This window comes from Sphingopyxis sp. BSN-002 (assembly GCF_022024275.1).
Lineage (GTDB): Bacteria > Pseudomonadota > Alphaproteobacteria > Sphingomonadales > Sphingomonadaceae > Sphingopyxis.
The window spans coordinates 1,285,781-1,304,289 of the sequence record NZ_CP091804.1 but is presented as its reverse complement, the minus strand read 5'-3'; the positions used below and the strand labels follow the sequence as shown (position 1 = coordinate 1,304,289).

17 protein-coding genes are annotated in these 18,509 nt (G+C 66.6%); 9 read left to right on the top strand and 8 right to left on the bottom strand.

What is annotated here, in order from left to right:
* The first annotated feature begins 48 nt into the window (after positions 1 to 48).
* The 5 genes from L7H23_RS06455 to L7H23_RS06435 are packed head-to-tail and all read left to right on the top strand — an operon-like array spanning position 49 to position 6,462.
* Entirely contained in the window at positions 49 to 2,214 is a 2,166-nt protein-coding gene (locus L7H23_RS06455; RefSeq protein WP_237838527.1) for a TonB-dependent receptor, read from the top strand.
* Between the two features lie 50 nt (positions 2,215 to 2,264).
* Positions 2,265 to 3,620: an FAD-linked oxidase C-terminal domain-containing protein gene (locus tag L7H23_RS06450; RefSeq protein WP_237839138.1), complete on the top strand. Its 1,356-nt coding sequence runs from the start codon at positions 2,265 to 2,267 to the stop codon at positions 3,618 to 3,620.
* Positions 3,620 to 4,933, top strand: coding sequence for an MFS transporter (locus L7H23_RS06445; RefSeq protein WP_237838526.1), 1,314 nt, complete (start codon positions 3,620 to 3,622; stop codon positions 4,931 to 4,933). The genes L7H23_RS06450 and L7H23_RS06445 overlap by 1 nt, the downstream gene beginning before the upstream one ends.
* A 57-nt stretch (positions 4,934 to 4,990) precedes the next feature.
* On the top strand, positions 4,991 to 5,752 hold the full coding sequence (locus L7H23_RS06440) for an AraC family transcriptional regulator (RefSeq protein ID WP_237838525.1): 762 nt from the start codon (positions 4,991 to 4,993) through the stop codon (positions 5,750 to 5,752).
* Positions 5,749 to 6,462 (top strand): FCD domain-containing protein, encoded by a 714-nt coding sequence (locus L7H23_RS06435; protein ID WP_237838524.1) that lies wholly within the window; start codon positions 5,749 to 5,751, stop codon positions 6,460 to 6,462. Before L7H23_RS06440 ends, L7H23_RS06435 begins: the two co-directional genes overlap by 4 nt.
* Here the strand turns inward: L7H23_RS06435 and L7H23_RS06430 are convergent.
* The 6 genes from L7H23_RS06430 to L7H23_RS06405 are packed head-to-tail and all read right to left on the bottom strand — an operon-like array spanning position 6,459 to position 13,438.
* On the bottom strand, positions 6,459 to 7,307 hold the full coding sequence (locus L7H23_RS06430; RefSeq protein WP_237838523.1) for a MaoC family dehydratase N-terminal domain-containing protein: 849 nt from the start codon (positions 7,305 to 7,307) through the stop codon (positions 6,459 to 6,461). The two genes, L7H23_RS06435 and L7H23_RS06430, sit on opposite strands and share 4 nt — an antisense overlap.
* Positions 7,307 to 8,899 (bottom strand): acyl-CoA dehydrogenase family protein, encoded by a 1,593-nt coding sequence (locus L7H23_RS06425; protein WP_237838522.1) that lies wholly within the window; start codon positions 8,897 to 8,899, stop codon positions 7,307 to 7,309. Before L7H23_RS06425 ends, L7H23_RS06430 begins: the two co-directional genes overlap by 1 nt.
* Before the next feature lie 2 nt (positions 8,900 to 8,901).
* On the bottom strand, positions 8,902 to 10,116 hold the full coding sequence (locus L7H23_RS06420) for an acetyl-CoA C-acetyltransferase (protein ID WP_237838521.1): 1,215 nt from the start codon (positions 10,114 to 10,116) through the stop codon (positions 8,902 to 8,904).
* A complete protein-coding gene (locus L7H23_RS06415) occupies positions 10,113 to 11,327 on the bottom strand; it encodes a CoA transferase (protein WP_237838520.1) in 1,215 nt (404 codons plus the stop codon). Before L7H23_RS06415 ends, L7H23_RS06420 begins: the two co-directional genes overlap by 4 nt.
* Positions 11,327 to 12,508: an acyl-CoA dehydrogenase family protein gene (locus L7H23_RS06410; RefSeq protein ID WP_237838519.1), complete on the bottom strand. Its 1,182-nt coding sequence runs from the start codon at positions 12,506 to 12,508 to the stop codon at positions 11,327 to 11,329. Before L7H23_RS06410 ends, L7H23_RS06415 begins: the two co-directional genes overlap by 1 nt.
* A gap of 12 nt (positions 12,509 to 12,520) precedes the next feature.
* On the bottom strand, positions 12,521 to 13,438 hold the full coding sequence (locus L7H23_RS06405; protein WP_237838518.1) for an SDR family NAD(P)-dependent oxidoreductase: 918 nt from the start codon (positions 13,436 to 13,438) through the stop codon (positions 12,521 to 12,523).
* Between the two features lie 106 nt (positions 13,439 to 13,544).
* On the opposite strand from L7H23_RS06405, the gene L7H23_RS06400 reads away from it, so the two are divergent.
* Together L7H23_RS06400 and L7H23_RS06395 are read left to right on the top strand one after the other, a co-directional pair.
* The gene (locus tag L7H23_RS06400; protein WP_237838517.1) at positions 13,545 to 14,285 is read left to right on the top strand and encodes a helix-turn-helix domain-containing protein; all 741 of its coding nucleotides are present in this window, start codon (positions 13,545 to 13,547) and stop codon (positions 14,283 to 14,285) included.
* Between the two features lie 74 nt (positions 14,286 to 14,359).
* Complete coding sequence (locus tag L7H23_RS06395) at positions 14,360 to 15,583, top strand: FAD-dependent oxidoreductase (RefSeq protein WP_237838516.1); 1,224 nt, start codon at positions 14,360 to 14,362, stop codon at positions 15,581 to 15,583.
* On the opposite strand, the gene L7H23_RS06390 is transcribed toward L7H23_RS06395, so the two are convergent.
* Positions 15,580 to 16,212 (bottom strand): DUF4126 domain-containing protein, encoded by a 633-nt coding sequence (locus L7H23_RS06390; RefSeq protein ID WP_237838515.1) that lies wholly within the window; start codon positions 16,210 to 16,212, stop codon positions 15,580 to 15,582. The genes L7H23_RS06395 and L7H23_RS06390 overlap by 4 nt on opposite strands.
* 121 nt (positions 16,213 to 16,333) lie before the next feature.
* Here L7H23_RS06390 and L7H23_RS06385 point away from each other — a divergent pair, with 121 nt between their 5' ends.
* Positions 16,334 to 17,122 (top strand): NUDIX domain-containing protein, encoded by a 789-nt coding sequence (locus L7H23_RS06385; protein WP_237838514.1) that lies wholly within the window; start codon positions 16,334 to 16,336, stop codon positions 17,120 to 17,122.
* A 179-nt stretch (positions 17,123 to 17,301) separates the two neighbouring features.
* On the top strand, positions 17,302 to 17,526 hold the full coding sequence (locus tag L7H23_RS06380) for a hypothetical protein (RefSeq protein WP_237838513.1): 225 nt from the start codon (positions 17,302 to 17,304) through the stop codon (positions 17,524 to 17,526).
* Positions 17,527 to 17,652: 126 nt separating this feature from the next.
* Here L7H23_RS06380 and L7H23_RS06375 read toward each other — a convergent pair whose 3' ends face one another.
* Entirely contained in the window at positions 17,653 to 18,507 is an 855-nt protein-coding gene (locus tag L7H23_RS06375) for a carbon-nitrogen hydrolase family protein (RefSeq protein WP_237838512.1), read from the bottom strand.
* Positions 18,508 to 18,509 lie beyond the last annotated feature (2 nt).

Here is an 18,509-nt window from a genome sequence, read left to right as displayed (position 1 = left end):
TATAGGTCCTCGCAGGGCGGCCCGGACCGCCTCTTTTGGGGATGCCTGATGACCAAGATCCGATTTGCCCTTGTTTCGACCGTCGCATTCGCCGCGATGATGGCGATGCCCGCGCAGGCGCAGAGCGAGACGACCGCTCCCGCCGCCGACGAAGCCGGCATGATCGTCGTGACCGCACGCAAGCGCGAAGAAACGCTGAATGACGTTCCGATCGCCGCGACCGCGATCACCGGCGACACGCTTGTCGCCCGCGGCTTCAATTCGGTCCGCGAGGCGGCGGTTCTGTCGCCTGGCCTCAACATCAACAGCGACGGCACCGGCCGCGCCTTCGTCTCGATCCGCGGTGTTGGCGTGACGCTCGTCCAGTCGGTCCAGCCGGGCGTCGGCCTGTTCATCGACGGCATCTATCAGCCAAACACGGCCTATCTCAACAACCCGCTGGTCGACGTCGACCGCATCGAAGTGCTGCGCGGCCCGCAGGGAACGCTCTATGGCAAGAATACAATGGGCGGGGCGATCAACGTGATCACGCGCCAGCCCGGCAACGAGTTCGAGGTCCGGGCGAACGGCAGCTATGCCGGCCCCGACGACAGCTGGATGGTTTCGGGTTCGGTTTCGGGCCCGATCGTGACAGACAAGGTGGCGCTCCGGGTCGCAGCGGCGCACCGCCAGCAGGACGGCTTCCTGACCAACACGGTCATCGGCGGCAATGCCAATCCGTTCAACACCGACAGCCTCAACGCGACGCTGCGCGTCACGCCCTCGGACGGCTTCGCACTGACGATCAAGGGCTATTACGACCGGGTCGACGGGGTGAACACGCCCTATTCGCGCGTCTCCGGGCCGACCGATTATCGCCGCGACGTCCAGTTCAACACGATCAACCGCGTCTCGTACAAATATCGCGGCCTCAACGCGCGCGCCGAGGCCGACCTTGGCGGGGGGTCGAAGCTCAGCGTCATCGGCGCCTATGATATGCGCAACGGCTTCACCCCCGATGGCGAGGGCGATTTCGGGCCGACCGACACGGTGCGGACGATCGCGCGCGACAGCCTGCGCACGATGACGCTCGAATCGCGTCTCGACAGCGAATGGTCGGACCAGTTTTCCACCCTGTTCGGCGTCTTCTATTCGAACGAGATGGTCCGCGCCCGCGGGCAGGACACGATCCGCCTGACGCACCCGATCCTGGGACCGGTCTCGATCCTGCGCACCACGACCGCGAAGAATGTCGGCGACACCTATGCCGCGTTCGGCACGCTGTTCTTCAAGCCGAGCATCGATTGGGAAATCGCGGCGGGGTTGCGTTTCGACCATGAGGATCGCACCGCGAACGGATCGGTCGTCACAGCGACGACGACCGTGCTCGGCACCGCGACCGCTGGCGGCATTGTTCCGACAGCGAAGATCAAGTCCGACGAATGGCAGCCGAAGCTGTCGATCACGCGCAAATGGACCCCCGACCTGATGACCTATGTCTCGGTCGCGCGCGGTTATCGCGGCGGCGGTTTCAACGCCCCGACCGCGCCGACGCGGACGTACAAGGGCGACTCGGCGTGGACCTATGAAGCCGGCGCCAAATATGCCGCGCCGGGGATGAGCCTGTCGGGCACGATCTTCTACAGCGACTACAAGGATTATATTGGCCTCAACTCGATCGCTCCGGCGGTCGGCGGCGGCCTCGTCACGGTCGATCTCAACACCGGCGACGTCGAAAGCTATGGCGTCGAACTGGAAGCGATGGTCCGTCCGGTGCAGGCATGGACGCTGCGTGGCGGCTTCACCTGGATGCACGCGCGGATCACCGACGACAGCGCCTATACCGCGACCACCGGCCGTCTGCTCTCGTCCGACCGGCTGACCTTCCAGCCCGACTGGACCGCGAGCCTGTCGAGCGATTACCGGATCGAGACCGGCGGCGACAGCGACCTGACGCTGAGTGCGGGCCTTGTCGGCAAGGGCAAGCGCCTCGCCGCGACGCTCAACCAGACGACGCCGACGTTCCTCGACAGCTATTGGCTGACCAATGCGTCGATCGCGTATCGCACCGGCCCGGTCGAGGTCGCGCTGTTCGCGAACAACATCTTCAACACCGAATATTTCGAAAGCTATATCGAACAGACGACGCTGGCGCTCGCGGGGCTTCCGGCCTCCGATCTCGGCATCACCGGCGATCGCCGCCGCTATGGCATCCGCGCTAGCCTGAAGTTCTGATCGTGGCGGGAGCGGTTCGACATTGGGAGCGTAAACCGCTTCCCGCCGATCTGGTGGGGGCGCTGGAGCAGCGGTTCGGGGACCGCTTCCAGCGCGGCGCGGCGGTGCTCGGGCAGCATGGATCGAGCGAGTCCCATTTCGCTCCGGTGCTGCCCGACGCCGTCGTCTTCGCCCGCTCGACCGACGATGTCGTCGCGCTGGTGACGCTTTGCTCGGCCGCCGACATCCCGATCGTTCCCTTCGGTGCGGGCACCTCGATCGAGGGCAATGCCCTGCCGGTCCACGGCGGCGTGTCGCTCGACATGACGCAGATGGACGCGATCGTCGCGGTGAATGCCGAGGATTTCGACTGCGTCGTCCAGCCGGGGGTGCGCCGCGAGGAACTCAATCAGCATCTGCGCGATCAAGGGCTCTTCTTTCCGATCGATCCTGGCGCCAATGCGACGATCGGCGGCATGGCCTCGACGCGTGCCTCGGGCACCAATGCCGTCCGCTATGGCACGATGAAGGATGCGGTGCTGAGCCTCGAGGTGGTGACGCCGCAGGGGCAGGTGATCCGCACCGCGCGCCGCGCGCGCAAGTCGGCGGCGGGTTACGACCTCACGCGGCTCTATGTCGGCTCCGAAGGCACGCTGGGCATCATCACCGAAGTGACGCTGCGTCTGCATCCGGTGCCCGATACGATTTCCTCGGCGGTGTGTAGCTTCGATAGGTTGGGCGGCGCGGTCGATACCGTCGTGCAGTCGATCCAGTGCGCGGTACCGCTCGCGCGCGTCGAAATCCTCGATGCGAAGCAGATGGCGGCGGTCAACCGCTGGTCGAAGCTCGACTATCCCGAAGCGCCGACGCTCTTCTTCGAATTCCACGGCAGCGAGGCGAATGTCGCGGAACAGGTCGAGACGGTGAAGAAGCTCGCCGAAGCGAACGGCGGCAGCGCGTTCAACTGGTCGAACCTGCCCGAAGAGCGCTCGAAGCTGTGGCGCGCGCGGCACGAGGCCTATTATGCCGCGGTCAACATGCGCGCAGGCGCGATCGGCTGGGCGACCGACGTCTGCGTCCCGATCAGCCGCCTGGCCGAGTGCATCGGCGAGACACATGCCGACCTTGAAACATCGAGCGTCCCCGCGACGATCCTCGGCCATGTCGGCGATGGCAATTTCCACGTCATCTTCTCGATCGACCCGCATGCGCCCGAGGAGATGAAGGAGGTCGAGGCGATCAACGCGAAGCTCGTGGAGCGCGCGCTGGCGATGGACGGGACCTGTACCGGCGAGCATGGCATCGGCATCGGCAAGCAGGAATGGCTCATTGCCGAGCTTGGCGATGCGGTGGGTCAGATGCGGATGATCAAGCGGGCGATGGACCCGCAGAATATCCTCAACCCCGGCAAGATTTTCGCGCTGTGATGGCGAGCGCGGCTGAACCCCTGCAGGTCAAGCGCGCCGGGCTGCTCGCGCCGACAACGATCGGTCCGCTGCTGATGCTGGCGCTGATGATGACGATCGGCTTCGCCGCGCTCGGCAGCTTCGGGACGATCCAGGAAGCGGCGAAAGCCGAACTCGGGCTCGGCGACGACCAGCTCGCCCTGATTCAGGGGCTTGGCGCCGCGGTGCCGCTGGTGCTCTTTTCGATCCCGGTCGGCATTCTCGTCGACCGGCAGGCGCGCGTGCGGCTGATGATCGGCCTCGGCCTGCTCTGGACGCTTGGAACCCTGTTTACCGCGCTGGCACCGACCGCGGTGCTGCTCACTGCCGCGCGAATGCTGACGGGGATCGGCGCGACCGGCGCGCTGACCGCGGCGCTGTCGCTCTGCGCCGACTATTGTGCGCCCGAACAGCGCGGCCGCGCGATGCTGATCGTCAATCTGGGTAAGGCGCTCGGCATTGCTCTCGGCTTTGCGCTGATGGGGTGGCTGTTCGGCCTGTTCACCGATTTCGACGCGCCCGCGTGGCTCGGCGGGCTGACGCCGTGGCGGAGCGCGCATGTCATGCTCGCCGTCCTCAGCGCGCTGTGCCTGCTGCCGCTTTTCGCGCTGCGCGAACCCGCGCGGCACGAGGTCGAGGCCAGCGTCGGCGCACCGTTCCGCATCGTCGCGGCCGAGCTCTGGGCGCGGCGCAGCTTTCTGGGGCCGCTTTTTGCGGGGCAGGTCGCGGTGGTGATGGCCGATGTCGCGGCGACGGTGTGGGTCGCACCGGTGCTGTCGCGCGACTTCGGCCTTCAGCCACAGGATTTCGCGGGCTGGGTTGGCGCCCTCATGTTCGGCACCGGTGTTGCAGGTGCCGTACTGGGCGGGGTCTCGGCCGACCTGGGGCAGAAGAGCCGCCTTCGCGGCGGGCTTCTGTTGGGCGCGGTCATCGCGGCGGGCATGGGGGTGCCTGCCGCGATGTTCCCGCTGATGCCCAGCCTGACGGGTTTCGCCATCATGCTCGGGCTGTTGTCGACCTGCGGCGCGGTGACCGGTCTCGTCGTGTCGGTCGCGCTGACCGTCTTCATCCCGAACGAGCTGCGCGGGCTGTGCATCGGCGCCTTCATCGCGGTCGCGGGGCTGATCGGATTCGGCCTCGCGCCGTGGATCGTCACGCAGGTGAGTGCGGCGATGGGCGGCGAGATGATGCTTGCGCAGGCGCTCGCGCTGGTGGGTGTCGTCGTTAGCGCCTTGTCTTTCGTGGCCTTTTTGCTCGCGATGCGCCGCGCGCCGCATATCGGCAAACCTATCTGACAGGTATTGCTAAAGCTGTCATACAGGTGTAGAGGCCGGAACAGGAGGATGGCAGCGATGGCAGTTAAATATCCGGTCCTGGTTTCGCACGAGATGATGAGCTTTATCGGCCGCGGGTCGTGCGACCTGCTGCAACTGCCGCCCGATGCGCTACTCCTCGGTTTCAGCGGCATCGACGGCGCCGAGCCGGCGATCTCGATGCTCGCCTTTCGCGATCTCGACGGCGGGGTCGATGACAGCCTGCTCGTCTTTGCGGTGACGCGCGGCGCATGCCGCCGCCTGTTCGGTACGCTGCCGCAGGATGACGGCCGCTGGTATCTGCCCTCCGACCTTCGCGTCCTCGCGCAGTCGATCGTCGCGCCCGGCGGCGAGGAGGGCGCGCTCGACACGCTCCGCCTTGCGCGCAGCATCGAGCTGCTCTGCCAGCTCTTCGCTGCGCTGAACGATGGGCGCCTCGTCGCGATCGACGGCGCGGTTAGCCTCAGCGAAACCGACATCGCGCGCATCGCGGCGGCGCGCCGCATGGTCGACGAGCGCTGGCACGAGAAGCTGACCCTCGACGAGATTGCGCGCGGCTGCGGGGTCAATCGCGACAAGCTGACGCGCGGTTTTCGCGAGATCTATCACTGCACCGTCGCCGAGGCCCTGAGCGAACGGCGCCTGAAGCAGGCGCAGCAGATGCTCGCGGCGAGCGACCTGCCGGTCGCGAGCATCGGCTATCGCTGCGGCTACCTCAACAATGCCAGTTTTACGCGTGCCTTTTCGCGCCGGTTCGGTATGGCTCCGACCGAGATGCGACGGGTGGGGATTGCCGCATGACCGAAATGATCCGGGTCGACACCGCCACGCGCGGGTCGCTCGTCGAGCGCGCCATGGATATGGTGCGCGACTATATCGAAACGCACGACCTGAAGGTGGGGGACACGCTGCCGGGTGAGGGCAGCTTCGCGGCCGAGCTGGGCGTCAGCCGTCCGGTGATGCGCGAGGCGTTCGGCGCGCTGGCGGCGCTTCGGCTGGTTGATGTCGGCAATGGCCGCAAGCCGCGCGTCGGCGCGATTGACGGATCGGTGATGGCCGCGTCGATGGGGCACGCGGTGAACACCGCGCAGGTCAGCCTTGCGCATGTCTGGGAAGTGCGCCGCACGCTCGAGCTGCGCACCGCCGAACTCGCGGCGCAGAACCGCAGCGAGGAACAGGCGCGCGCGATCCTGTCGGCAGCGCACGGCCTGTCGGTCGAACATGACGAAGAGGCGCGGACCAACGCCGATACGCTCTTTCACCAGACGATCGCGGCGGCGAGCGGCAACCCGCTCTTCTATCAGATCGTGCGCTCGTTCGAGCAGCTGATGGCCGCGGCTATTCCCAAGGCATGGTCCGGCCGGACGACCGCCGAGGAGCGCGAAGAGACGCTGGCGCTGCACCGCGAAGTCGCCGAGGCGATCGCGGCGCGCTCGCCCGAACGCGCGCGCGCGGCGATGGAGAGCCACTTCGCGAGCTCGATCGGCGAGATGCTGCGCGATCAGGTCTAGACGGCGGCGGTTGCCGCCATGACCTGGCGGCCGTCGCCGGCGAAGGCGCCGAGTTCGATGGTGTCGAAGGTGCCGCGCAGCGTGAGGTGGAGGTCTTCGCCGCAGATGGCGGGTGATGTCCCGCGAAAGTTGAATTTTTTCAGCTTGTTATCGCCGAAATGGCGCTGTGCGAGATCGAGCAGGAGCGTCGCGGTCAGCGGGCCGTGGACGACGAGCCCGCGATAGCCCTCGACCTCCGTCGCATAGGGCAGATCATAGTGGATCCGGTGGCCGTTGAAGGTCAGCGCCGAGTAGCGGAAGAGCAGTGCTTCCGACGGGACGAGCATCCGGTGCGCGTTCCAGTCCGATGCGTCGAAGTTGCCACTTGCCGGCGGCGGGGCTGGCGGCGCTCCGGTGGGCGCCGGTTCGCGGAAAACGATCGACTGGATTTCGCGTACCGCCAGTTCGCCGTCGCCGTGCGTTTCATGCGCGATCTCGGCGAAAACGAGCTTGCCGGTGCCGCCCTGCTTTTCGGTGATCGAGGCGACGCGCGAGCTGCGCATCACCGACTGGCCGGGGCGTAGCGGAGCGATAAATTCGACCTTGCTCGCGGCCCACATGCGTCGCGGCAGGGGGATGGGCGGCAGGAAGCTGTCGTCGCTGTCCTCGCGCACCGGATGACCGTCGGCACCGAGGATCGCGGTCGGCGCGTCGGGGAGGCAGAGGCACCAGTGATACGCTTGGGGCACGCTTCCGTCGGCGGGCGCGGCGCGGTCGAGCGTCGCGAGCCAGCGGGTTACGGCCGCAGGCTCGACATGGTCGTGACGGACATCCTCTCTTCCGATCCATGCTTGCCAGTCGCTCATCAATTGCGCCCTCCGGTCAGTCCGCGCGCGATCACCTGCGCCTGAATCTCCGCCGCGCCTTCGAAGATGTTGAGGATGCGCGCATCGCAGAGGATGCGGCTGATCTCATATTCGAGCGCATAGCCGTTGCCGCCGTGGATCTGCAGCGCGGCGTCGGCGTTCGACCATGCGGCGCGCGCGCCGAGCAGCTTCGCCATGCCGGCCTCGATATCGCAGCGCTTGCCCGAATCCTTGGCGCGCGCAGCGGCATAGCTGAGTTCGCGCGCCATCACGAAATCGACGAGGCTCATCGCGAGCTTGTCCGACACACGCGGGAAATGGAGGATCGCCTTGCCGAATTGTTTGCGGCTGAGCGCATAGTCGAGCCCGAGTTCGAGCGCGCGCCGCGCGACGCCCACGGCACGCGCGGCGGTCTGGATGCGCGCGCCTTCGAAGGTGCGCATGAGTTGCTTGAAGCCCTGACCTTCCTCGCCGCCGAGCAAGGCGTTGGCGGGCGCCGTCATGCCGTCGAACTGCAGCGCATATTCGCGCATTCCGCGATAGCCGAGCACTTCGATCTCGCTACCGGTCATGCCGTCGGCAGGGAAGGGATCGGCCTCGGTCCCGCGCGGCTTGGGGACGAGCAGCATCGACAGGCCTGCATAGCCCTTCGCGTCGGGCAGCGTGCGCGCGAGCAGGGTCATCAGGTCCGAGCGCGCTGCGTGGGTGATCCAGTTCTTCGCGCCGTCGATGACCCAATGGTCGTCCTCGCGACGCGCCTTGGTTTGCAGCGAACCGAGGTCGGAGCCGACGTCGGGCTCGGTGAAGACCGCGGTGGGCAGGATTTCGCCGCTGGCAATCTTTGGAAGCCATTCGGCCTTCTGTGCGTCGGTGCCGCCGTGGGCAATCAGCTCGCCCGCGATCTCCGACCGCGTGCCGAGCGAGCCGGTGCCGATCCAGCCGCGCGACAATTCCTCGGTGACGATGCACATCACGAGCTTGCCAAGGCCGAGGCCGCCAAATTCTTCCGGAATACAGACACCAAAGGTGCCAAGCTCAGCCATCGCCTGAACGGTCGCATCGGGGATGAGGTCGTTGGTGAGATGCCAGCCATGCGCATGCGGGATGATCGCGGCGTCGGTGAAGCGGCGATACTGGTCACGGATCGCGTCTAGGTCGGCGTCGTGGAGCGTCTCGCTGGGCCAATGGCCTTCGGCGAGCGCGGCGGCGACCTCGGCACGGGTGGCGGCGTGGTCGGCGTCGAGCAGATATGAGCAGGCGTCGGCGAGGGTGCGCCCGGCGGCAGTGAGGTGCAGATCGGCGGGGCGGAAAATCTCGTTCTGCCCCATCGGCAGGCCGCCGGTGAGCTGGCCGATGCTTTCGGCGAAGGCGAGGGTGGCGATCTTCGCGTCGAGCGGGTTTGCGCCGTTGCCCGCGTCGAGCCAGTCGAGCGTTGCTTCGAGCGCCGCGACGGTCGTCGCGACCCACGCAAAGCCGTGCGCCGCGCGTTGCTCGCTGTCGATCGGATTGGCAGCCAGCCGTTCGGCGAGCGCGGCCTGCGCCGCGCCGCGCCAGGCCTGCGCGGCCGTAAGGGCTTGGCGCAGGTCGCTCACGCTCAGGCGGCGCGCTCGAAGATAGCGGCGATGCCCTGACCGCCGCCGATGCACATGGTTTCAAGTCCGTAGCGGCCGTCCCTGCGAACGAGTTCGCGCGTCAGATTGGCGAGGATGCGCCCGCCGGTCGCGCCGATCGGATGGCCGAGCGAGATGCCCGAGCCGTTGACGTTGAGGATTTCGTTGCGGCTGTCGTCGTCGCTCCAGCCCCAGCCCTTGAGCACGGCGAGGACCTGCGGCGCGAAGGCTTCGTTGAGTTCGACAAGGTCGATGTCGCCCCAGCCGAGGCCATTGCGTGCGAAAAGGCGTTCGACCGCGGGGACGGGGCCGATGCCCATGCGGCTGGGGTCGCAGCCCGCGGCGGCCGAGCTGTGATACCAGGCGATGGGTTCGAGGCCGAGTTCCTCGAGCTTGTCCTCGGCGACGACGAGGCACGCGGCGGCGGCGTCATTCTGCTGGCTCGCATTGCCGGCGGTGACAACGCCGCCTTCGAGCGGCTTGAGCTTGCCGAGCGATTCCAGCGTCGCGTCGGCGCGGTAGCCCTCGTCATGCGCGAAGACGATGGGATCGCCCTTTTTCTGCGGGACCGATACCGGCACCAGTTCGTCGTCGAACAGGCCGTTGGCCCATGCGGCGGCGGCGCGCTGGTGGCTGCGGACGGCATAGGCGTCGCACGCCTCGCGGCTGATATTGTAATCCTTGGCAAGATTTTCGGCGGTCTCGATCATGCCCGTGATGACGCCGAAGCGCTCGACCGGCTGCGACATGACGCGGCCGCGCGTGAGCCGGTCGTGGAGGGTGAGGTTGCCCGCGCGGATGCCCTTGCGGACGTCGGTCGTGTAATGTTCGACGTTCGACATCGATTCCACGCCGCCCGCGACGACGACGTCGGACATGCCGGTCTGGACCATCATCGCGGCGTTGACGACCGCCTGCAGCCCCGATCCGCAGCGGCGGTCGAGCTGATAGCCCGGCACTTCGAGCGGCAGGCCCGCGGCGAGCCACGACCAGTGGCCGATGCTGGGGGCTTCGGCGTTGCCGTAACCCTGAGAGAAGACGACATCGTCGACGCGCGCGGGGTCGATTTTCGTACGCTCGATGAGCGCCTTCAGGATGACCGCGCCGAGGTCGCCCGCGGTGATCGAGGAAAGCGAGCCGCCGAACTTGCCGACGGCGGTACGGATCGGGGCGACGATGGCGGCGCGGCGAAGGGTCATTTGGGGTCTCCGGTGTTGGCGGTGCCGACAATGCCGGCATCGATCAGACGGGCGATCTCGCCCGAGGAAAGCGAAAGACGTGAGGACAGCACTTCTTCACTATGCTGGCCGTTGAGCGGGGCAGGGCGCGGCGGTTCGCGCTCCGCCTGCGGGATGGTCGAGAAGGCGCCGGCGGCGGGGTAGGCGAAGCCGCTGGGGTTGGCGGCGCTGCCGAAGATCGGGTTGTTCGCGACCAGCGCGGGGTCCTGCACCGCGTCGTGCATCGTGCGGTATGCCGAGTGGACGATCCCGCCCGCGTCGAAGGCGACGGCGAGGTCGGCATGGTCGCGGCTCGCGATCGCCTGTTCGAACAAGGGATAGAGCGCGTCGCGATGGTCGAAGCGGAGGCCGTCGTCCTTGGCGAAGGACACTCCGCGCGCGCTTTCGATGCTCGCGATGGCGTCGCCGAGGTTGAGCGCCGCGATCAGGTTCGCCCACTGGCGCGGGGTGACGACGACGATCATCGTCCGCTCGCCGTCGCGCGTCACGAAATCGCGACCGAAGAGACCATAGACGGCGTTGCCGAGACGTGGGCGGTTTTCGCCCGCGTAAAGCACTTCGGCGATCCCGCCCAGATTGGCGACGGTGCCGATCGCGACGTCCGACAGGGGTATGCGGACCTCTCCGCCTTCGCCGCTGACGCTGCGCCGCTGGATCGCGGCGAGCAGCGCGAAGGCGGCATAGGCGCCGGTGAGCAGGTCCCATGCGGGCAGCACATGATTGACCGGCTCGGGCCCCGCGCCGGTGAGCATCGGATAGCCGACGCTGTTGTTCACGGTGTAGTCGAGCGCGGGCGAGCCGTCGGCCCAGCCCATGACGCGCACGGTAATCAGGTCGGTGCGGCCCTCCGCGAGCCGGTCGTGCGACAGGAAGCCGTCGACCGGGAAATTGGTGATGAACTGGCCCGTTGCGCGCACCAGTTCCTTGAGCAGTTCGCGGCCCTCGGGCCGCGCCAGATCGAGCGCGACCGACTTTTTCGCGCGGTTGAGATTTTCCCAGTAGAGCGAGTTGTTCTCGGCCGTCACCGGCCAGCGCCGGAAATCGGGCCCGCCGCCGATCTGGTCGACGCGGATCACCTCGGCGCCGAATTGCGCGCAATAGAGCCCGGCCGTGGGCGAGGCGACGAAGGACGACGCCTCGATCACCGACAGACCGGAGAGGAGTGGGTACATCAGTTCGCCGCCGCAAACTCGCGCAGCATATGCTTCGCGATCTGGAGCTGCAGGATCTGTGTCGTGCCCTCGTAGATGCGATAGATGCGCGCATCGCGGAAGAAGCGCTCGGCGTCATATTCGGCGAGATAGCCCGCGCCGCCATAGACCTGGACGCACGCGTCGACGACGCGGCCGCACATTTCGGACGCAAACACCTTGAACGCCGCGGCCTTGCGCAGGACATTCTCGCCCGCGTCGGCACGGCGGGTGACATCCTCCATCATGCATTCGGCGGCGTAGATGTCGATCTCGCTCTGCGCGAGCATCTGCTGGATCAGCTGGAAGTTGGCGATCGGTTCGCCGAACGCCTTGCGCTCGGTCGCATAGCGGACCGCGCTGTCGAGCGCGCGGCGCGCATAAGCGGTCGCCGCGGCGCCGACCGACATGCGGCCGTTGTCGAGGCTCATCATCGCATAGGCGAACCCCTTGCCGAGTTCGCCGCCGAGCAGCGCCTCGCCGCCGACGCGAACGTCGTCCATCACGACGTCGGCGATATGGCTGCCCGACTGGCCCATCTTCTTGTCCGACTTTCCGATCGTGATGCCGGCGGCGTCGAAGGGGACGACAAAGGCCGAGACATGCGCGTTCTTCGGCAGATTTTCCTTGCTCGTCCGCGCCATGATCAGGCCGACCTTCGCGAAGGGCGAGTTGGTGATGTAGCGCTTGGTGCCGTTGAGTACCCAGCCGTTGTCGGTCTGCGTCGCGGTGGTCTGAAGCCCCGCCGAGTCCGATCCCGATCCGGGTTCGGTGAGGCCAAAGCAGGCGATCTCGCCCGCCGCGACCCGCGGCAGCCACTCGGCCTTCTGCGCCTCGGTCCCGCCATTTTTCAGCGCCGAGGCGAACATGCCGATGTTGATCGAGATGATCGAACGGAACGCCGGCATCGCATAGCTGATCGTGTGGATCGTCCTGATATACTGGCTGACGTTCATCCCCGCGCCGCCAAACTCCTCGGGGATCGTCAGGCCGAAAAGGCCCATGTCGCGCATCTCCGCGAGAATTTCGGCGGGGATCTCGTCGCTTTCGATGATCTCCTTCTCGGCCGGGAGAAGGCGCTCGCGCACATAGCGTTCGAGCTGTTCGATGAACTGTTCGAAGACGTCCGCGTCCATGCCGGGGTTGCTGCCGGGGTTGCTCATGGGGCTCGCTCCTCAGATCGGGTCGTAGGGGAAGACGTGCGCCGAAACCTCGTCGGCGCGCGCAAAGGCGGGGCGGAAGGCGGGAATCAGCTCGTCGGCGATCGCCTCGGCGGTCCAGCCCTCGAGCTTCGCCATCGAACGGACGGGGCGCGGTTTCGAGAAGAGAAGAATCTCGTTCTTGCGGACGCTGAAGATCTGGTTGGTGACGTCCTGCGACAGGTCGGAGGCGAGATAGGCGACGAGCGGCGCGATCTTGTCGGGCGACATTTCCTGGAGGCGCTTGACGCGTTCCTGCTCGGCGGGGGTGGTCGCGGGGATCGACGAGGTCATGCGGCTCCACGCGAAGGGCGCGATGCAGTTCGAACGGACGCCGACGCGCGCCATGTCGAGCGCGATCGACTGCGACAGCGCGACGACGCCGAGCTTGGCGGCCGAATAATTCGCCTGCCCGATGTTGCCGATCAGCCCGCTGGTCGAGGTGAAGTGGATGAAGCTGCCCGACTGCTGCTCGCGAAAGTATGGCGTCGCGGCCTTCGAGACGTTGAAGACGCCGGTCAGATTGACCTCGATGACGCTCTTCCAGTCCTCATAGCTCATCTTGTGCCAGATGGTATCGCGGAGGATGCCGGCGTTGTTCACCACGGCGTCGATGCGGCCGAATTTCGCGACCGCATCCTCGATGATGCGTGCGGCTTCTTTCGGGTCGGCGACATTGCCGAAGTTGGCGGCGGCCTTGCCGCCCGCGGCGATGATGTCGCTCGCGGTGGTCTCGGCCGGGGCCGCGTCGCCGCCGTCGCCGGCTTGCGCGACGCCGGGGTCGTTGACGATGACTGCGGCTCCTTGCGCGGCGCAGTACAGCGCGAGTTCACGTCCGATACCGCGCCCGGCGCCGGTAATCGCGACGACCTTTCCTTTCAGGCATCCGCTCATGGCCGTTCTCCCGTTCGATTCGTGTTGGTAGCGCGATATGCCGCCCTTCGCATCATTTCAACATTCAGAATTGATTTTTCATCATGTTGAAAATATTCCCGCATACATGACCGGCCCTGTGCGCTCCGTTTCGCAAGCCTTTGCGATTCTCCGCCTGCTTGGCGATGCAGGCGCGCTGACCTTGTCCGACATCGGGCGTAGCGTCGGCCTCAGCCCCTCGAGCTGCCTCAATCTGCTGAAAACGCTGGTAGCCGAGGGGGCGATTGAGCGCGAAAGCGCGACCAAACGCTATCGGCTGACCGCGCCGTGGCAGGCGGCCGAGGCGCTGCGCGACAGTGCGGGCGCGCGGCTTGTCGATCTGGCGCTGCCGCGGATGGCGGCGTTTGCGCAAGGTACCGAGGCCGCAGTGGGCCTCTGGAAGATCGTGTCACGCGACCGGATGCAGCTTGCGGTGCGCGCCGAAAGCGATGCGGGGATGCGACTCAGCCTTGCCGACGACCAGCGCCAGCCACTCGGCAGCGGCGCGGCGGGCAGGGCGATCGCGGCAGCGCAGGGGGTGGGTGAGGGCGAACTCGCGCGACGCTATGCCCCGGTGCGCTGGCAGACGGAATTGCCGTTCGAAACCTATGTGCGGCAGGTGCACGAGGCGGCGGCGCGCGGCTATGCGATCGACCAAGGCTATACGCATCGCGGCGTGTGGACGGTTGCGGCCGGGATGACGGCCATCTCGCCCGGCTTTTGCCTGTCGGCGTCGGTGGTTGCGGGGTCGCAGAGCGATGCCGGGATCGATGCACTCGGCGCGGCGCTGATCGCGCTTCGCGACGAGTTGATCGTGCAGGCGGGATAGCCATTGTTTCTTGTGCCACCCCGTACCGCATGTCAGGGACGCCGCGACAACGAGCATGCCGTAGCGGAGGGATCATGAAGTTCGATGTGGTGATCGTGGGGGCCGGACACGGCGGGGCGCAAGTGGCGGTGATGCTGCGCACGCAAAAGTTCGAAGGCAGTATCGCGATCATCGGTGACGAACCCGAGCTTCCCTATGAGCGCCCGCCGCTGTCGAAGGAATATTTCGCGGGCGAGAAGGAATTCGAACGCATCCAGCTTCGTCCTGCCAGATATTGGGATGAGCGCGAGGTGGCGATGCTGCTCGGCAAGCGCGTCGTGAGCGTCGATCCGTTGGCGCACACGGTCACGACCGATGGCGGCGAGACGATCGGTTACGGCAAGCTCGTCTGGGCGACGGGTGGGAGCCCGCGGATGCTGCCCATCCCCGGCGGCGACCTGCCCGGGGTGCAGGGGGTGCGCACGCGCGCCGATGCCGATGCGATGAAGGCGGCGTCCGAGACGGCGGGCCAGATCGTCGTGATCGGCGGCGGCTATATCGGGCTCGAGGCCGCGGCGGTGCTGAACAAGGCGGGGAAGAAGGTCGTGCTTCTGGAGGCGCTCGACCGCGTGCTCGCGCGTGTCGCGGGGGTCGAGCTGTCGCGCTTTTACGAGAAGGAGCATCGGGATCACGGCGTCGACCTGCGGCTCGGCGTGTGCGTCGATGCTATCGAGGGCGATACGCATGTCACGGGCGTGCGGCTCGCCGACGGCGAGGTGATCCCAGCCGATCTGGTGATCGTCGGTATCGGCATCGTCCCTGCGGTCGAACCGTTGATCGCGGCGGGCGCCGAGGGCGGCAACGGCGTGCTCGTCGATCGCCTGTGCAAGACGAGCCTGCCCGACATCTACGCGATCGGCGACTGCGCCGCGCATGAAAACCATTTTGCCGAAGGCGCGACGATACGGCTCGAATCGGTGCAGAATGCCAATGATCAGGCGAATGTCGTCGCCAAGGGCATCGTCGGCGACGAGGCGCCCTATCATGCAATCCCGTGGTTCTGGTCGAACCAGTATGACCTGAAGCTGCAGACCGCCGGCCTGTCTACGGGGCATGATCAGGCGGTGCTCCGCGGCGATCCCGCGAACCGCAGCTTCTCGATCGTTTACCTGAAGGCCGGAAAGGTGATCGCGCTCGACTGCGTCAACGCGACCAAGGATTATGTGCAGGGCCGGATGATCGTCACCGCGGGGCTCTGCGCCACGCCCGAGCAGCTTGCCGATGCCGACAAGCCGCTGAAGGAACTGCTGCCCTCCTAGACCGGGGGCAGCGCCGGATCGGCCGGTTCATCGCCGAGCGCGCGTTTGAGCGTCGACTTGATGTTGCGCAGGAGCCGGCGGAGCGCGATGATCACGATCACCGCGGCAATCAGCAACAGGATCGCGATCACGATCGCCAGCGGCGGATAGGCGATCGCCAGCGCAAGCAGGCCGCCCGTCGCGACATCCTCGCCCGTCGAGACCGCGACGTTGCTGAAGGGCTCCGGACTGACGTTGACGACCGCGCGGGTCGTCGCTTTCGCGCCATGGCTGAGCAACGCGCCGCCGCCACCGAGCAGGAAGGCGACGACCTGCCAGGTCGGGTCCGAGCTGTCGACGAGCGCGAGCGCGAGTAGCGCGCCGCCGAGCGGGCGGATGATGCTGTGGATCGTGTCCCAGATCGAATCGATCCACGCGACCTTGTCGGCGAAGAACTCGGCGAGCGTACCGGTCGCGGCGACCCCGAGCACCCACGGATTGGCGAGCACCTGCAGCGCCTTCAGATGTTCGGGAAGCGGCAGCCAGCCGAAATGCATCGCGATGCCGGTCGCCAATATGGTGAGGTAAAGCCGCCATCCCGCAAGCAGGCTGAGGCTGCCGGCGACGCCCAGAATCTCCAATATTCCCATGGCCCTGCTCCCCACATCGGCCCTGTCCAAGGGGGACATGTTGCACCCGCCGCGCCGGGTTCGCAATGGCCTGTTGCCCTCGCCGGATGACAAGGCGGCAAAGCGCGTTTATCGATTCGGCATGACCGACACGATCCAGACCTCCGATCCCGTGCTGCCCGAAGGCGCCATTCCCGCCGCAACGCTTGTCATCATGCGCACGGCGGCGGGGGGCGGGCCCGACGAGATACTGATGGTGAAGCGATCGACGAACATGGCGTTCGCGGCTGGCGCGGTGGTCTTTCCCGGAGGGCGCGTCGACCCCGACGATTATCTCGTCGCGCGCCGTCACGGCTTTGCCGACGAGGCGGAAGGCGCGGCCCGCGTCGCGGCGCTGCGCGAAACGCTGGAGGAAACTGGGCTGGCGGTCGGCTGGCCGGGGTTGGGCGAGGCCGAGCTTGCCGAGGTCCGCCAGGCGCTGCTCGCCGGAACCCTGTTGTCCGACATCCTCGAATCCCGCGGAGAGCGAATCGCACTGGATTCGCTCGTTCCTTTCGCCCGCTGGTGTCCGAATTTCAAAGAGGCGCGAACTTTCGATACCCGCTTTTATGCCGTCATGGCGCCACCGCACGGACATGAGCTGACCGTCGAGGAGGCCGAGCACAGCCATATTTTCTGGTCGTCGGCGCACGATACGCTGGCGATGGCCGATCGCGGCGACGTGTCGGTGATTTTCCCGACCCGGCGCAACCTCGAACGGCTGGCCGGGCAGAGCGATTTTCCCAGTTTTTCCGGGCATGCGAAGCAATTCCCGGTCGAGCTGATCACCCCCTGGATCGAGGACCGTGACGGACAGTCGCACCTCTGCATTCCGGGGCACCTTGGCTACCCCGTTACCAGCGAGCCTTTCGACCGCGTCCGGCGCGGTTAATTTAACACCAATTCGACTGGATTTCTTAGATTTAGCAATTTCATAACAATTGCGGGGCTAGGCAAATCACCGTTGCAATTGATCGCGACACTGCCTACACAGGCTCTGCAGATTCACGTTCGGCGGTGGAAATCGTCGGCGTGATTCGAGAAGACTAGTTTTTCCAGTGGACGGAGAAAATGATGAACCTCTTTAAGAAAGCTGCTGTCTCCCTCGCAGCAGTGTCGATGGTTGCGGCTCCGGTCGTCGCTTCGGCTCAGACCCGTGCGACCTCGGACGTTGCCGGTGAAAGCGAACTCGAAGGCAGCACCAGCTGGATCATCGCGATCGTCGCGCTCGCTGCCATCGTCGGCGGCATCATCCTCGCGACCGACAACAACAGCGACACCCCGACCAGCCCGTAATTCGCGGCTGTTTCGTGAAATAGCGAAGGGCTCCGAACGCAAGTTCGGGGCCCTTTTTGCGTCCGGGCCGCTTTGCTCCCGGATCATCCGGTTGCGTGATGCCCGGCCCGCCGGACAGGGGTGAAGTCAGAGATCGAGGTTACGGACCGCACGCGATCGCGCGAGCGGGATTGCCCGCCGCGCCTGCTGCATCGCGGCGGGGTCGATCGGTGCGAGCACGAGGTCGTAACCCGCATCGCCCGCATCGTTGCGGGCAATCGCTTCGGCCAGCGGAACGCCCCAGGGATCGACCACAATACTGTGCCCGTACGTCGCCCGGCCATCGGCATGCGTTCCCGACTGGGCCGCCGCGACGACATGGCAGCCCGTCTCGATCGCGCGGGCGCGTTGCAGGACGTGCCAATGCGCCTCGCCGGTGGATACGGTGAAAGCGGCGGGGATGGTGACCAGTTCGGCGCCGCGGTCGACAAGCGCCCGGTACAGCTCGGGAAAGCGCAGGTCGTAACAGATGCTGAGGCCGAGCCGGCCGAGCGGCGTGTCGACGACCGCCAGCGTATCGCCGCCGGCGTAGGCGGCGCTTTCGGTCCAGTTTTCGCCCGACGGCAGGGTCACGTCGAACATGTGTATCTTGTCGTAGCGCGCGACGATGGTGCCGTCGGCGGCGATCACATGGCTGCGGTTCACGCGCCGGGCACCGTCATCGGCCAGCAGCGGCATCGACCCCGAATGGAGCCAGATCGCATGCCGCCGTGCAATCTCCTGCAGGGCGGCGGGCCACGGGCTGTCGGCCTCGCGCGCGAGATGCGCGGCCGACCGCTCGCGGTCGCGGTCGAGAAGCAGCGACATTTCGGGAAGGAAGGCCATCGCCGCGCCAAGCGCCGCGGCTTCGCCGAGGGCGCGGTCGATCGCGGCGAGATTGGCGGCGGGATCGATACCGCTCGTCATCTGGACGAGCGCGGCGAGCGGCGGGGGCGTTTCCATGG